This is a genomic window from Butyrivibrio sp. AE3006, from assembly GCF_000424165.1.
GTDB lineage: Bacteria > Bacillota > Clostridia > Lachnospirales > Lachnospiraceae > Butyrivibrio.
Genome location: NZ_AUJJ01000009.1, coordinates 186,174 through 201,462, shown reverse-complemented (window position 1 = coordinate 201,462; position 15,289 = coordinate 186,174). Strand labels below are relative to the sequence as shown.

Genomic DNA, 15,289 nt, shown 5'->3' with positions numbered 1-15,289 from the left:
TCCCTCAATATCATCCTTTTACCGCACCCTGCGTGATTCCGCTGTAAATCTGTTTCTGACTAAAGATAAAAACCAGAAATGCCGGCAGTATCGAAATCAGAACTCCCGCACAAATCAGGTTGTACTGACTGCCCATAGGTCCCACAAAGGTATAAAGGGACGTGGACATGGTTCTTATCTCTTTGTCCATAAGGTACAGATTTGCACAGTAATACTCGTTGTAGACTGAAACACCTTTTAAAATGCAGGCAGTTACAATAGCCGGTTTAAGAAGCGGAAGAATTATCTTCCAGTAAACAGTCCAGTATGAGGCCCCGTCTATGATTGCCGACTCATCCACAGAAGTCGAGATATTCTCCATAAACTGAATAAAAATATAAATAGAGATAACATCCGTTCCGCACATCATAATGATGTAGCCGTAGAGGTGATTTACCAGTCCCAGCACTGACATGATCTTGTAGACCGTAACCTGCATTGCAATCGACGGAAGAAGTGATGCGAATAAAAACATATTTCGAATCAGTCTGTTTCCAAAGAAATCAAAGCGGTTCAGGATGTATGCCAGCTGCGTTCCCACTATTACCGACACCGCAAGAACAAAGCCCATTACGATAAGAGAATTCAAAAAGGCCCTTCCCATGTTTGCAGTCTGAAAAGCCTTTATGAAGTTTTCAAAGTTAAGCCAGTCCGTAGGCGGAGTCATTACGCTTGTGGTTTGGTACTCTTCCGTTGTCTTAAACGCAGTGAAAATGCATGACACCACGGGGACCACCGCCGCAAGTGCAAAAAACAGCAATATGGTGTATTTAATGATATTTATAAAAATCTTACTTACTTTCATGTATCCGCCTCTCGAAAAGCATATTTAAAGAACAGCTTCTGCAAAATGGTGCAGATGAATATGATTATCAAAAGAACCACTGCCATTGCGCTGGCAAGGCCCACCTTCTGAGTCACATGAGCTATTTCATTCATGATTACAAAATAGGTTCCGGTGCCGTTTGCTCCGCTTGTTATTACATAGGGCGGCTCAAAGGCGCTTAATGAACCTGTGATTGATAAAATGACATTCAGCGTGACTATAGTTTTTATGCTTGGAAGTATTATGTGGAAAAACTGCTGAAATCTGTTTGCCCCGTCCAGGGCCGCAGCCTCGTAGAGCTCTGCGTCAACAGACATAATCGCTCCGATAAACAAAACCATATTCTGACCAAAATATCTCCACACAGAAGTGGCAACCAGGGACCAGTTGTTTACAGCCTGATCTTTTAGCCAGTAGGGAAGAGCCTCCTGACTCACACCAAAAAGTCCAAGTATTGAATCAAGGACAAATCCTCTGGTATAGAAGAATTTAAAGATAAATCCGATGGCAATTCCGCTTATGAGGTAAGGAAAAAACATCATTCCCTTCAGAATATTTCCTCCTTTTACCCCAAAGCTCAGAATTGTTGCCAGAAACAGTGCCAGAGCCAGCTGGAAAAGAGCGCCAATGCAGTAATAAATACTAAGCTTAAGGGCCTTAAAGCAATCATCTCTTGTGAACACATCAATATAGTTTTTGAGGCCCACAAACACTCTTTTATCCGGCGGTGTAAGATATTTCATTTTGTAAAAGCTGAACTGTACCATCTGCGCAAATGGCAAATAGGTAAAGATCAAAAGAAGAAGTAATGGGACAGTGACAAAGCTGAAAATAATGACAGCCTGTTGTCCCTTTCTACTTTTAAGCCACTTCATTGTCCCATCCTCCCTGGTTCATAGTGTTCGAAATTACTGCGCAGCTACGCCGCATGCTTCCTGCGCAGCTGTCCACTTTTCATTCCACTCGTTCATGATGTCATCAAATTCCATGTCTCCCATTGATGCATGCTCAATGATGAGCTGGATTCTTCTGTCGCCGCCTGCTCTGTAATTGAGCTCAGACTCAGCGTTAAGTTCGTTTAAAAGATCCTCTTCGCCTGTGGCAGCAGGTGCTTCCTGAAGGAAAGTAACATTGTCAAAAGAAAGCTTTGTCTCTGTGCTTCCTGCTTTGATCGGAAGACCGTCTTCGTTGTAAACAAAGCCTGAGAGCTCTGTCATCCACTTAACGAAGATAAGCGCAGCCTGCTTTTCATCATCCGATGCATTTACATTTATTCCATAGCAGTAATCAGGACCTGCAAGTGCATACTGCTTGCCATCAACAGTTATAGGGAAAGGCATATATCCGATATCCTCTGCATTCTCACCTGCGGCTTCCATCTGAGGATATGCCCAGGATCCAAGAACCATGCATCCGATCTCACCTCTGTTGATCATTCCCTTGCAGCCTTCCCAGTCTGTTGTTGAGTAATCATCCTCTGTAAGTCCCTTTGCAACTGCATCATAGAGAATCTTATAAACTGCATAGGGATGAGTCTGATCTCCATAATCTCTGAAGGGATCTTTCTCGTGAAGCAGGGTTCTGTTTGTAAATCCGGCATCACCGGTGGCACTTATTCCTGTGTAGTCATCCCAGCTTCCCATTGTCCAGCCTGCTGCATAATTTGTGTAAAGAGGGATGATGTCATTGTTGTAATCTTTGATCTTCTGTAAAGCATCAATGAATTCCTCCGGGGTCTTGGGAAGCTCTGTAACGCCTGCCTCCTCAAATACTCTCTTGTTGTAAACAATTCCCTGCGCTGTAGCTGTTGAAGGGACACCATATACTTCTCCCTGATATTCCCAGTGATCTGCGTAGTTAATCTGAGTGCTCATCTCATCAAGACTTCCGTATGACTCAAAATAAGAAGAAAGGTCTGCCTTATCAATTGAAGGAATTAGAAGCACTGTCTCATAATCTCCTGACTGAAGGTGAGTCTTTGCATCCTCAGCGTAGTTGGTATCAGTGATCACGTCGACTTTGATATTCGGATAAAGCTCATTAAATGCTTCCATGTACTGTCTCCAGTTAGTTCCGCCATAATCCTCAGAATCAAGGTCTGTTCTGTTGCTGAAAAAAGAAATCTCTGCAGTTAAGTCAGTGAAATCTTCTCCCAGGGTAAGATCAGCGTATGACTTAATGCCATCTGTCTCAGTTGCGGCAGCATCCTCTGTTTCAGCTTCCTGGGACTCCTGTACAGTTTCCTCTGCTTCTTCAGTCTCTTCTGTCACAGCTTCTGCCTGTACTGCTGTATCTTCTTCCGAAGTATCTGCTACAGCTGCTGTAGCCCCATTCCCACAGGCAACTGTTCCTGTTGCCAGCGCCATCATAAGTGTGGCTGATAATACTCTTCTCAATTTCATTTTTGTCCTCCTTTTTGGAACTTCGTTTTATTTGCTTTATGTAGAATACATTTTTAGGTAAATTTAATCATCCATTAAACTTGCGTTTTATACCTCATTCTTGCTTTTATGATCAAATCGCATTAATTTAACTACATTTTAAGAGATATTTAGGCACATTTAAGCCATTTTGTAATTATTTACCTAATTTAATTAGCATTATTTAGCTAATTAACCGATTGAATTTAACCTTTCTTTTAATTAAAATAATCTCACCAAAAGGAGTTTTTATGGTAGAAGCAGTACATAACAGAATAGAAGATCTAAACAGAATATTCCGCTTTCACAGACTTTTCGGAAGTGGTACAGAATTTTCGGATGTTTTGGATACCAAGCGCTTTGTAGCAAGCCCTATTGAGAAACCGGACCCGCTTCTTATTAGCGCAAGATTTGGCGGCGCCATCACTTATGGCATTCCCACCACATTTGAATGTGTCGATAATCCGTATTTTTTATTGCTCTATATTGAGAGAGGAGATGTGCTTATAAAGGCAAAAGAGAGCCTTAAGCTAAAAGAAAAGAATATGATTCTGATCAGTCCCCACGAAAAGTTTCGCTTTGATACCAGCAGCACGCCCTGCTACTTTCACATGTTTTTACTATCAGGGAACAGTCTTGGATTATATATAAATAAAAAATTTGAAATAATAGAATTCGGAGAAAAATATGTGGAATCTCAGCTGGCGTATCTGCAAAGACTGCTCCAACGCCCGGGGCTTGATATTGAATTCATGAGAGCAAAGCTTCTTACTGACATTCTGACAGATGCATATCTTGCAAGAAGTAAAGCTTCTGCTCCGCCAGCGCCCTCCGGAATACCCGGACATGTGCAGGAAATGAAAAATATTCTTGACCGTGAATACAACAGTTCCATTACTCTGGGCAGCTTGGAAAAGCGCCTCTTCGTAAGCAAATACAGGCTTTGCAGAGAGTTTAGCAGCTATTATGGAAGATCTCCTCTCCAATACCTGAACAGCCTGCGGATTCAGAAAGCAAAAGCCCTTCTTGAGCAGACAGATATCAGCATTCATTCCATTGGCTATGATGTTGGCATATCAAATACCAGTCATTTCATAAAGCTGTTCAAAAGAGAAACCTCAAAGACTCCTGCCCAGTACAGAAAAAGTAAAAGCTCTTAGCTGTTTAGCCAAGAGCTTTTACACTGCTTTTTTCTACAAGATGTCCGGTAACTATATGCATTCCGGTTTTTACGCTTTCACCCTTTAGAAGTGCATTCAAATATCCTACTGCATTTTGCACCATTACAGGCATATCTACTTCATAAGTTGTTATTTCCACGTCGCAGGCCCCGGGATAAATATAGTTATCATAGCCCACAACCGAAAAATCTTCAGGAATGCTATATCCTTCTTTTTCAAGCCTTCTTATCAGGACACCTGCCGTAAGGTCACAGTTACAAACAAATGCTGTAGGAAGTTCAAGCGGAAGCGGCAGCTTATCCGGTTCAAAAATAATTCCTGTGGTCTTATTTCTGTCCTCTATCTGCCAGTCAGGTCTTACCTGAACTCCGTGCTCCATCATGGACTTAACATATCCAAGATATCTGTCCGTTATTGAAGTGGTAATAAGCGGAGAACCCACGAAGGCTATGTCCCTGTGACCATGCTCAAACAGATAATTGGTCATATAGTATGAACCATAGAAGCTGTCTGAGATAACAGAAACATCCCGCCCGGATTCATCTGCAAAATCCAGATAAAGGACAGGCAAATCCCCCATGATCTCCTTAATAAAATCACAATACTCCTTTGAAAACTCGCCCTGAAGGATCAGCGCCTGAACCTTGTTTTCTTTAATAACCTTCGGCGCGATCAGATCCTTTTCCATGTCATGGGTGATAATCTCAAGCATGGCGAAATCGCCCTGACTTCCAAGCTCGGAAGAAAGGAGCTGATACATTTGCATATAAAAGGAATTGTATTTGGTGAAATGCTTATCATGAATGATGATGCCAATATTGCGGCCTTTATCCTCGCTCTTAGAAGCTGCTGCAGGCTGAACGTAACCCATCTCATCAGCAAGCTTTATAATCCTGCTGCGCATAGCTTCGCTGACACCCTTTTGACCGGTAAGTGCCTTGGATACTGTAACCACACTTACTCCAACTTCTTTTGCGATGTCTGCCATCTTAACAGTCTTAGCCATTTTCGTCATCCTTAAATAGATTTTTGATTTCTCTTGAATGATACTATATCACTGTTATAAACTCAATTGCTAAAAGCGGAGTGCCTTTTTATTTCACAGAAAACCCTATTGAATAAAAAAAGAAAGCACTGTAGTTTTGGGGATTCAGTGCTTTCGTTCTCAAAAAAGAGAAAAATTTGGAGATATATTATATACAGGTATCACAGATTAACCTGCATATACCGTTGTAATGCTGCTTCTGCTTCGGCCTCATCATCGCCATCACAGGTAATCGTGATGACTTCGCCGCATTTTATTCCAAGGGTCATAACGGCAAAGGGATTCTTTAGATCTACGCTGCCACCGCGCCCCTGCGCTGTTACAGTACAGGAATACTCATTGGCAATTTTTATAAGACCTCCTGCGGTGAGTGCATGAACACCTTCAGGATCTTTAACTGTATGTGTGATTACTCTCATACATCCTCCGCTTTGCATAAGCAGTTTCGAATATTCGGGAGAATTCTTCCGAATTCTCCCAGTTTTAAATCATTATCAGATCTCTACACCGTAGTGTTCAAAGAGGATCTTCTCAGCCTCAGGATTCCAGAGACCGCTGTGAGCCTTGCAGCACTCATCAAGCTTAGCAAAAAGAGGATTGCTCTCGCCAAGTTTTCCAAAGTCATCTATAGCTGTAAGAGGCATCTCGATCTGTGTGTAGATAAGCTTCTTTCCGCCGGGTATATTTGGCAGGTTGCAGGTTGTCTCTGCTGCTGCATCAAGGCCTCCGATATGTGTAACCATAACAGAAGGATTGATCTCACCCTTTGCTGCCAGCTGAAGAGCCTCAAGAAGATCGTCATTATTACCACCTGTAGTACCAAGAATATGTGTACTTGTGTAGTGTGAGTTGTAAAGATTTATCTCTGCCTTAAACTGATTATCTGTAGGGCCCGCAAAGAAGTTCATGCAACCATCAAAAGCAAGAAGTCTGTCGCCCATCTCGGCAACGGCTCTTACAGGCACATATACGAATACGTCATCATAGCCGTGACCTTCAGTGATATCCATAAGCTTCTGTTCAGCATCAGCTCCCGAAGAGTTGAAATAGATAAGCTCTATTCCCTTTGATGCTGCATACTCAGGACTGATAACCTCTGCTGCTCTCTGCAGTTTCGCATCATCAAGATCTGTTACTACGATTCTCTTGGGCTTATTCTCAAATCTAAGGCCATAGCTTACTGCTCCAAGACCCATAGGTCCGCAGCCGCCCATGATAAGGATGTTGCCGCCTTCCTTTGTGCCCATGGCATGATCATAGTTCTGCTTATTTGTATGATAGTTAGCATGGTATCCGCCGATAATGCAGCTCATAGGCTCACCGAGAGAAGCCTGGTAGAAGCTCTCTCCGTCGTAGGGAAGAAGTGCATCCAGCTCCATAACCTCGTGAGGCATGATGCAGTATGTAGCATCTCCACCGCAGAATCTGTAGGAATATCCGGGAGAATCAAGCTTGCCCTGATAGTTAAGAGCAGGCTGAAGTGCCCACTTATCGCCAACCTTATACTTATCCTTCCACTTTTCACCTACTTCAACGATGACACCTGAACACTCATGTCCTGTGATAACAGGATTCACATCGATATCCTGAGGTGCTCTCTTGTGCTTCTTGCCCTGCTTTGCAAGCTTATAGGTGGACATGCAGATACTGTCACTTATTACCTTAACAAGAATCTCATCATCCTTTATCTGCGGAAGCTCGAACTCATCGAGTCTTAAATCCATTTCTCCGTACATTCTGACTGCTTTTGTTTTCATTTATATTACCTCCGAAAATGCAGAATTATCCTTCAAACATTCTGCTGATCTCTTCTTCATTAAGTTTAAGCAGGTCCTCAAGTCCCTGTTTATCTGAGAAAGTCATGGCTATCTTCTGTAAAACCTCAAGATGCTCATCGCCAACAGCGGCTATTCCTATAACCACTCTGACCTTCTCGCTTGCACCCCAGTCCAGTCCCTCGGGGAAAGTCATGAGTACAAGACCTGTTTTCTTTATATACTTCTTAGCTTCCTCAATTCCATGAGGTATTGCTATTTCATTCCCTATATATGTATTAAATACCTTCTCTTTATCCAGCATGGCCTGAGTATAACTCTCGTCCGTGCATCCCTGTGATGAAAAGATTTCGCCTATCCTTCTGATGACATCTTCCTTGCTGCTGCCTTTTTGATTTATAAAGATATTTTTAGTTTCCAGTATCATGTGTTCCTCCTTACCTACAGATCACCAAGCTGCTCACTAAAATAGCTTCTTAGTATTTCCTGCAGTTTTTCCTTAATTCCTTCTTCGTCGCCCTTTTGCAGTATTCGTAAAAATTCTTCGTCTTCGATAATGGCGCTTGAAACCCTTCCAAGCATTTCTGAATTCTGCTGTCTGTGGTCATCAAGTGGCATCGTCATACAAAGTGCTGCCCTGATGCCCTGCAGCTTTTCATCCGCAAAAGGTTCCTCTTTCTGAGGTCCTACCGTTATTATCTGGCAATCCTTTACAGCCTTTGATCTGCAGTGGAAGAGTGCAATTCCTATCTCAGGGAAAAGCTGACTCATCACCTGTTCTCTTGCGAGGATATCAGCTGCCAAAACTGCTGCAGCCCGTGGTGAATCCGTAATATCCGCCGCGATCTGTCTGATCATCGACTCAAGACTTATATCAGTCTGAACTGTCAGATGATGATACCTTCTAATAACACCTTTAACTCTGGTTATTATGTTATTGATCTCATCTAGCTGCCTGGTGAAATCATCGTTTTCCTGCCTTGCAGGCATGGATGCATATTCATCGATCTTTACACTGATCTGAAGTACATCCCTGTTAGTAATCAGTGGATTAACAAGGCAATAATCTACGCCCAGCTCGTCCACATTTATACTTGATATGAAAAAATCAGTTCTCGAAACTGTATGCTGGGTAATCTCGTCTACCCCGTATGCTTTAAGTACTATATCCCAGTCGGAAAACTGGCTTTTCAGCTTTGCCATCATAAGCTGCGCTACACCAAAACCGCTGGCACAAATAACACCTATGGTAACGGTTCGCTTCTTACGCCTTCTGGAATCTATCCTCTCTCTTGCTGCGCCAAAATGCATTGCAAGATATCCGATCTCGGCGTCATTTGGCACGAGAGAAGTTTTCTGTGTAATAACCCTTGCTGCTTTCTCACATCTGGAATATATATCAGGATATTCCTGTTTTATCTGAGACAGCAGAGGATTACTTATGGTCATTTCATTTTTTATTCTGTAAAGCGCAGGCTCTAAGTGAACCATCAGGCCTCTTATAAAGTCGTCATCATACCTTAGCTCTCTGGCAAGTCCCGGATCAAAGACATCTATCATGCCTTCAATTATCACCATGAGTTCATCTGTGTTAATGCCGCTCTCGCCGATAACATCACTGGTGTAATTGAGCTTTGCTCCGTTTATATGAAGCAAAATGTTGTTGACCTCAGATTCCGGTATTTCTATGGAAAATTCCTTCTCCAGCGCCGTTGCAATGTTCTTTGCTATGTCGTAACCCTTATCAAACCTTGCATCATAGCTGTCTTCACTAACAAGCTCGCCCTGAAGGATTCTCTCAACTGCCACAGCCAGGTGTACCAAAAGTCCTATATACGCATCATTTGTAAGAAGATGAAGATAAGGTTCCTCCACTTTTTCAAGGACTGATTCAACCTCTGAGAGGATTTCTTCATTCATCAAAAGATAGATATTATCTCCTGCTGATGTGATTTCCTTGGTCTTCATATTCTCAGTGACAAAGCGCTGCATAGCCATGCGGTAGCTTTTTTCACTGCCGGAAAGCGTTATGCCATAGCCGGGCTTTCTTATGATCTCAAGCTTACATTCCCTTGCCCATTCATCTATAGCTTCTAAGTCGGTACTTATGGTCGCTTCACTGACACCGAACATATTGCTGTAATAAAAGAGCTTCTGGGGTTCCCTATTTCTCAAAAGCTCAAGCTTTAGGAGCTTTCGTCTCTGTTCTTTATCAGAAACCACCTGCTCCTTGCGAGCTTTGAGAATCCCCATGAGCTGCTGCTTAGCCTCGGGATCACCCTCTATCTGGCTGCCTTCGCCCTTTTTTCGAACCAGGGTAAGACCATGGTCCTTTAAGATGCTTCCTATATAGTCGGCTTCCCTTAAAATAGTGCGCTTACTCACACCCAGAGCATCAGCCACCTCCTGATCAGTGGCCGGCTGCTCTGCGCCAAGCAAATATATTAAAATCTGTCTTATGCGTGGTGTAAGTTCCATTTAAATCTCTTTTCTTATTTACGCTCTCAGCTCATTTGCCAGCGCATCATACTCAGGTGCTGACATGAAATTGCTGATAGTGATCACTCTCACGCCGGGAGCACTCTTTTTAGCTCTTGCCGCAAGATCCTGATGTGTTACAACTATCTGAGCATCTTCAGGAATCTCAGAAACAGAAGCATGCTTAACTTCGATATCTGTTCTTCCTACCTCTGATAATTTTTTCCTTAAAACTGTTGCACCCATTGCTGATGAACCCATTCCGGCATCACATGCAAATACGATGTGCTTGATGTCTGAAGGTGCTACATTTACAAGTGCATCAGCTGCTGTAGAAACTGTGCTTGCAGCAACACCCTTTGCCTGAGCCTTCATCTCTCTCATCTTCTCTGTAGAATCCTCAAGACTCTGCTTGGAGTTTGAAAGTCTGATGATAGGAGCAGCGATTGCGAAGGATACGCCTGCAGCAACTACAACTGAGAGAAGAACCATGAAGGTTGTTCCTCTGGGAGCCATACCAAGGTATGCAATGATTGATCCGGGTGACGGAGGTCCTGCAAGGCCAAGGTTGAATGCTGTGTTGAAGATCATAGCTGCTACTGAACCGCCGATTGTTGCAAGTAAAAGAAGCGGGTTCATAAGTACATAAGGGAAGTAAATCTCGTGGATACCGCCAAGGAGGTGTACGATAAGTGCTCCGGGTGCGGAATCCTTTGTAACCTTATCTTTAGCAAATAACCAGTAAGCGAGAAGTACGCCTGTACCTGCACCGGGGTTTGTCTCTATCATGTAGAAGATAGATTTTCCTGCGTTAGCAACCTGCTCTGCTCCAAGAGGAGTAAAGATACCATGGTTGATAGCGTTATTAAGGAAAAGAACCTTAGCAGGCTCAACAAATACTGATACAAGAGGCAGAATGTTGTTTTCAACAAGTACTGCAACACCTGCGTTAAGAACTGCAAGTACGCCGCCCATGAAGGGTCCGATTACGTAGTAACCGAGAATAGCAAGACCCAGGCCAAGGATACCAACTGAGAAGTTGTTAACCAGCATCTCAAATCCTGTAGGGATCTTACCCTCAACTGCCTTGTCAAACTTCTTGATAACAAGTCCTGCAAGAGGTCCTGCGATCATAGCGCCCATGAACATTGTGTACTCTGTTCCGCAGATGACACCGATTGTCATGATTGCACCCATAACTGCTCCGCGGTTTCCGCCAACCATCTTACCGCCCTGGTAAGCAATGAGGATTGGAAGCAGATATGTAAGCATAGGACCGACTATTGTACTAAGCTGTGCGTTTGGAAGCCAGCCGGTGTCAATGAAAAGTGCTGTCAAAAGTCCCCATGCTATAAATGCGCCGATATTCGGCATGACCATTCCACTGAGGAATCGGCCAAAACTTTGAATCTTTTCTTTCATTTGGATTTCCCCTTCCCAACCTGATATACAGGTAAGCTCCGGCACGTCTGCCGGTATTCTGAGTGATTATCCGAATGCATTCGATTTGTTGTAATCTAATTGTATTTTGGCAGGATGTATTTTTCAATTCATACATATTAAACTTTGTCACGATGAGAAAGTGACAAGTACTAAAAAAGAAAAAATACCCCGGATAGAATAAATATCCTATCCGGGGCACCACATATTAGTGGAGCGCCGATTAAAGCGTTTCCTTAGATAAATTTAATTACTTTTCTTCACTGTCAGCCTTGTTGTCTACATTTACGTTCACGCCGCTGCCTGAAAGATTGATGTTCTTGTTAACCTTTGCATCATATGTGCCGGCTCTCATGATCTCTGTAAAGTCTACGCCTGTAGCCTCTGACATTGTATCAAATACCTGCTTCATAACGATGGGAAGGTTACCTGAAATCTGGCTTGTGCCATTTGTGCCATCGCCTGTTCCATAAATGTTGATCTTGTCGATCTGTGAAAGAGGCTTAGCAATTTCAGCTGCCATCTGAGGCATGATCTTGATCATCATCTCAGCCATAGCTGCGCCATTGTACTGCTTGTAGGCTTCTGCCTTCTTCTCCATTGCTTCAGCTTCTGCAAGACCTTTAGCCTTGATAGCTTCAGCTTCCGCACGACCTTTAGCTTCAATACCTGCTGCCTCAGCGTCATACTTAGCCTTGATACCTGCTGCTTCCTGCTCTGCTGCATACTTCTGAGCTTCAGCCTGAGCCTTTCTGGCCTCAGCCTCCTGCTCCTGCTCGTACTTAACAGCCTCAGCCTTTCTCTGTCTCTGAACAAGCTCTGCTTCAGCGATCTTCTCAGCCTTATACTTTTCAGCATCGGCTTTCTTCTCGATGTCAGCTGCAAGTTCCTGCTGCTTTACGATAACTTCCTTCTGCTTCAGTTCAGCTTCACGCTCTGCCTTAGCGATCATAGCGTTAACAGTATTGGTCTGGATGGCCTTTTCCTGTTCCTGTCTCTGAATCTCGTAAGCTGCGTCTGCTTTAGCCTTTGCAGCATCGGTTTCCTGCTTAAGTTCTGCCTGCTTCATAGCCAGGTCGCGCTGCTTCTGAGCGATCTCAAGGTCAGCTGCGATTCTCGCATCGTTTGCTTCCTTGTCAGCCTTTGCCTTCTCAACAGCTACTTCCTTCTCAGCCTGAGCCTTTGCTACAGCTGCGTCCTTCTTGATCTTGGAGGTGTTATCCATACCAAGGTCATTTATAAGGCCGTTCTCATCAGTTACGTTCTGGATGTTACATGAGAGGATCTCAATACCGAGCTTACTCATGTCCTTAGAAGCCTTCTCCATAACCTGATCTGAGAAGCTGTCACGGTCTGTGTTGATAGCCTTAAGTGCAAGAGTACCGATGATCTCACGCATGTTACCCTGTAATGAATCCTGCAGGTCTAACGTTATCTGCTCGGGGTTCTTGTTCAGGAAGTTCTTGGCAGCCAGCTGAATAGCATCAGGTGTTGTGCCAATTCTTACCTTTGCAACTGCGTCCACGTTTACATTGATGAAATCGTTGGTAGGAACTGACTGCTCTGTCTTGATATCGACTGTCATCTGACCAAGATAGAGTTTGTCGACTCTTTCAAAGAATGGAACCTTGATACCTGCGCGACCGATCAAGATGCGAGGAACCTTTCTGATACCGGATATAATAAAAGCCCTGTCCGGAGGAGCCTTCACATATCCTGCTGCAATAATGATTATTGCAATGATGATGATTGCGGCAATCGTAATTGCCATTGTTAATGATGTTGTCATACAACCCTTCCTTTCCTTGGACTTTTGCCAAGATATCTGTTATTTGTTTCTATGACTATATGATATGCGCCATAGCAAACGAAATACAGAACCATTATGGCATATTATTTCATTTTATTCTTCTTTTTTGGAAAATTAATTTCAGATCTATTGAAAATGCCGCAAAGCATGCAAAAAGCAGTATAAAGCAAATAGCCAGAGCAATAGCAAAAGGCACATAACTGCCCCTGCCCGCATACTCCACTTTCATAGAAAGATCATCTACAAATTCTATATCCCCCTTGGTAAGTTCACCAGCGTAGGAATCAATGTAGTAATTATCTCCTGTAAAAAAGGTTAAATTTCCGCTCTCTTCTCCGGTCTTTACTATCTCGAGTACATATTTGCAATTCTTTTTCCCGGGAACAATATCGTCTGTGTTAATACGTATAGTTCCCTTCTTTATATCTCCGGCATTAACGGTTTTGCTGTATAACAATTCTCCTTCTTCATTGTACATGCTTATGAGATAATCATAAGTCTCTTCCCCGGCATCTGCATTTATGGTGATTTTGTTAAAAGTATCCGAACATGCAAATGTCTGTCTTAGTGTCTCATTATTATCCACCTCAATGGAAATATGATCATCACTTCTATCATACGTATTACCGTTTATCCTGTTATGCGTATACTTTACTTCTGTTGTCAGAATTACAAAAAAGGCAATACACATAACAATCGCCAAAATGCCAGCAGCTACACGCACAATGCGATTTTCAGCCACTTTGTCAAAAGTATCCGGCGCATTGCTGATACCCACAGCGGCAATTATTACCATTAAAAACAAAAGAGAATCAGAGTAATCACCCTTAACCTCCCATATCAGATAAAACAGCATCTCGCCAAACAATGTTATGGTAAACAAACTCAGCCTTCTGTCGAAGCCGCTCCATATCCTGCTGCAACAAAGGGTACACAAAAGAATACCAATGACCGTTATCAGTCTGTAAATGTAGGCAAAAAACTCTCCTCCATCCCCTCTTAAGAACTCAAATATCCTGCCTGAATAAGCACCGCTGTAAGTTCTTGAAACTACAGAAGGGAACCCATCGGAAAAAGTGATACGAAGCTTATTGGCCCACAGTTTTGCAAGCCCTTTTATTCCAAGCTTTTTATAATTGTAAATTATTCCTTCGATGTAAATCCCGGACTTTTCTTCCTTACTTTTGCCATATAACCTTGAATAGTCGAATCCATTGTCCTCGTATTCAGTCTTAATACTTCCATCACCCTTAGAACCCACATAAAGCCATCTGGCAGTTGGAAGATTGTATTCCTGATAAGGTCCAAAATTATCCGCAACTCTAATATTTATAGCCTTTATCCCTGCAAAAGCTACTATCATAACTCCCAAAGCAAAAGCCATTCTGATCAGATATTTTTGTTCTCTTCTCTCAGATTTATCCATGGAAAAAAAGTCAAAAATCCTTATCACCAAATATGCAATAACAGGAAAAACAGCAGTCAACCGCACATGGAAGCCCAATATCAAAAGCGCAGCAAGGATCACACATAACAATCCTTTTTTTAATAATCCATCTTCGCGATAAAGCTTAAGCAGCACATAACATATTCCCATCAGCAGAGGCACACTTATGGATGAGCTGTATACCCAAAAAGAAAGATAGTAATATAGCGGATTTAATACCATAAGTGACAAGGCCTTATTCGCCATAGCGTGACCTGCAATTTCTACCACACATAAAAACGAAAGCAGCATACCAGCAAACATATGAAGGTAATTTATCACCCACAGGTATGACATTATATCCGTAATACCCAAATGATCTGCCATGATCGCAAATTGCTTAAAGAGCAATATCAGAAAATAGTTATTGGGATACATCTTTATCCACTTTATGTGGTAATTATTATCATCAATAACATTATTCTTAAGAAACCACCCCAAATCTATATCCGTAAGACTATCTGTATTGGGCCTAAAATCAATGCTTACAAAAAGCCAGACTGAAATTAAAAGCTGGATCAGAAAAAGAACAACAGACACAATTTTCTGCCATTTTTCAGGGAGTGTCTCCACCAAACAAAACCATTTTCTGATAAGCAAACAAAAACAGAGTGTAAAGAAAAGAGCCGCAACAAACACAACGATCTTATACTTCTTATCAGCTATTGTGTTACTGCTCATATTCCAGAAAATACCACATATAATTACTGCCGTCATTGCCGACATCAAAAACAGTATTATTTTTTCAGGAATACTCAGTTTTTTTGCTTGCTTGTTCATTTACACTCC

The 15,289-nt window shown here is 42.5% G+C and carries 12 protein-coding genes; 1 reads left to right on the top strand and 11 read right to left on the bottom strand.

What is annotated here, in order from left to right; all coding sequences use genetic code 11:
* Positions 1–10: 10 nt before the first annotated feature.
* From G603_RS0106205 to G603_RS0106195, 3 genes are read right to left on the bottom strand one after another with little or no spacing between them, the layout of a single operon-like run.
* Positions 11–844 carry a carbohydrate ABC transporter permease gene (locus tag G603_RS0106205; protein ID WP_026669655.1) on the bottom strand — a complete coding sequence of 278 codons (834 nt, stop codon included), beginning with the start codon at positions 842–844 and terminating at the stop codon, positions 11–13.
* The gene (locus G603_RS19475) at positions 841–1,740 is read right to left on the bottom strand and encodes a carbohydrate ABC transporter permease (RefSeq protein ID WP_051207546.1); all 900 of its coding nucleotides are present in this window, start codon (positions 1,738–1,740) and stop codon (positions 841–843) included. The genes G603_RS0106205 and G603_RS19475 overlap by 4 nt, the downstream gene beginning before the upstream one ends.
* 33 nt (positions 1,741–1,773) lie before the next feature.
* Positions 1,774–3,267 carry an ABC transporter substrate-binding protein gene (locus G603_RS0106195; RefSeq protein WP_026669654.1) on the bottom strand — a complete coding sequence of 498 codons (1,494 nt, stop codon included), beginning with the start codon at positions 3,265–3,267 and terminating at the stop codon, positions 1,774–1,776.
* Between the two features lie 269 nt (positions 3,268–3,536).
* On the opposite strand from G603_RS0106195, the gene G603_RS21380 reads away from it, so the two are divergent.
* The gene (locus G603_RS21380; protein ID WP_026669653.1) at positions 3,537–4,445 is read left to right on the top strand and encodes an AraC family transcriptional regulator; all 909 of its coding nucleotides are present in this window, start codon (positions 3,537–3,539) and stop codon (positions 4,443–4,445) included.
* Positions 4,446–4,449: 4 nt separating this feature from the next.
* On the opposite strand, the gene G603_RS0106185 is transcribed toward G603_RS21380, so the two are convergent.
* The 8 genes from G603_RS0106185 to G603_RS0106150 all read right to left on the bottom strand — a co-directional run bounded on the left by G603_RS0106185 (position 4,450) and on the right by G603_RS0106150 (position 15,280).
* A complete protein-coding gene (locus tag G603_RS0106185) occupies positions 4,450–5,472 on the bottom strand; it encodes a LacI family DNA-binding transcriptional regulator (protein WP_026669652.1) in 1,023 nt (340 codons plus the stop codon).
* Positions 5,473–5,672: 200 nt separating this feature from the next.
* A complete protein-coding gene (locus G603_RS0106180; RefSeq protein WP_026669651.1) occupies positions 5,673–5,930 on the bottom strand; it encodes an HPr family phosphocarrier protein in 258 nt (85 codons plus the stop codon).
* Positions 5,931–6,005: 75 nt separating this feature from the next.
* Positions 6,006–7,268 carry a zinc-binding dehydrogenase gene (locus tag G603_RS0106175; protein WP_026669650.1) on the bottom strand — a complete coding sequence of 421 codons (1,263 nt, stop codon included), beginning with the start codon at positions 7,266–7,268 and terminating at the stop codon, positions 6,006–6,008.
* A 25-nt stretch (positions 7,269–7,293) separates the two neighbouring features.
* A complete protein-coding gene (locus G603_RS0106170; RefSeq protein WP_026524628.1) occupies positions 7,294–7,713 on the bottom strand; it encodes a PTS sugar transporter subunit IIA in 420 nt (139 codons plus the stop codon).
* A gap of 14 nt (positions 7,714–7,727) precedes the next feature.
* Entirely contained in the window at positions 7,728–9,764 is a 2,037-nt protein-coding gene (locus G603_RS0106165; RefSeq protein WP_026669649.1) for a BglG family transcription antiterminator, read from the bottom strand.
* Positions 9,765–9,782: 18 nt separating this feature from the next.
* On the bottom strand, positions 9,783–11,186 hold the full coding sequence (locus G603_RS0106160) for a PTS mannitol transporter subunit IICB (protein ID WP_026524630.1): 1,404 nt from the start codon (positions 11,184–11,186) through the stop codon (positions 9,783–9,785).
* Positions 11,187–11,454: 268 nt separating this feature from the next.
* Positions 11,455–12,993, bottom strand: coding sequence for a flotillin family protein (locus G603_RS19465; protein WP_051197910.1), 1,539 nt, complete (start codon positions 12,991–12,993; stop codon positions 11,455–11,457).
* A 109-nt stretch (positions 12,994–13,102) separates the two neighbouring features.
* A complete protein-coding gene (locus G603_RS0106150; RefSeq protein ID WP_026669648.1) occupies positions 13,103–15,280 on the bottom strand; it encodes a hypothetical protein in 2,178 nt (725 codons plus the stop codon).
* Positions 15,281–15,289 lie beyond the last annotated feature (9 nt).

Coding starts and splice junctions, on each gene's coding strand:
- G603_RS0106180 (WP_026669651.1), bottom strand. CDS start 5,930: ATGAGAGTAATCACACATACAGTTAAAGATCCTGAAGGTGTTCATGCA.
- G603_RS0106185 (WP_026669652.1), bottom strand. CDS start 5,472: ATGGCTAAGACTGTTAAGATGGCAGACATCGCAAAAGAAGTTGGAGTA.
- G603_RS19475 (WP_051207546.1), bottom strand. CDS start 1,740: ATGAAGTGGCTTAAAAGTAGAAAGGGACAACAGGCTGTCATTATTTTC.
- G603_RS0106165 (WP_026669649.1), bottom strand. CDS start 9,764: ATGGAACTTACACCACGCATAAGACAGATTTTAATATATTTGCTTGGC.
- G603_RS0106160 (WP_026524630.1), bottom strand. CDS start 11,186: ATGAAAGAAAAGATTCAAAGTTTTGGCCGATTCCTCAGTGGAATGGTC.
- G603_RS0106175 (WP_026669650.1), bottom strand. CDS start 7,268: ATGAAAACAAAAGCAGTCAGAATGTACGGAGAAATGGATTTAAGACTC.
- G603_RS0106195 (WP_026669654.1), bottom strand. CDS start 3,267: ATGAAATTGAGAAGAGTATTATCAGCCACACTTATGATGGCGCTGGCA.
- G603_RS19465 (WP_051197910.1), bottom strand. CDS start 12,993: ATGACAACATCATTAACAATGGCAATTACGATTGCCGCAATCATCATC.
- G603_RS0106205 (WP_026669655.1), bottom strand. CDS start 844: ATGAAAGTAAGTAAGATTTTTATAAATATCATTAAATACACCATATTG.
- G603_RS0106150 (WP_026669648.1), bottom strand. CDS start 15,280: ATGAACAAGCAAGCAAAAAAACTGAGTATTCCTGAAAAAATAATACTG.
- G603_RS21380 (WP_026669653.1), top strand. CDS start 3,537: ATGGTAGAAGCAGTACATAACAGAATAGAAGATCTAAACAGAATATTC.
- G603_RS0106170 (WP_026524628.1), bottom strand. CDS start 7,713: ATGATACTGGAAACTAAAAATATCTTTATAAATCAAAAAGGCAGCAGC.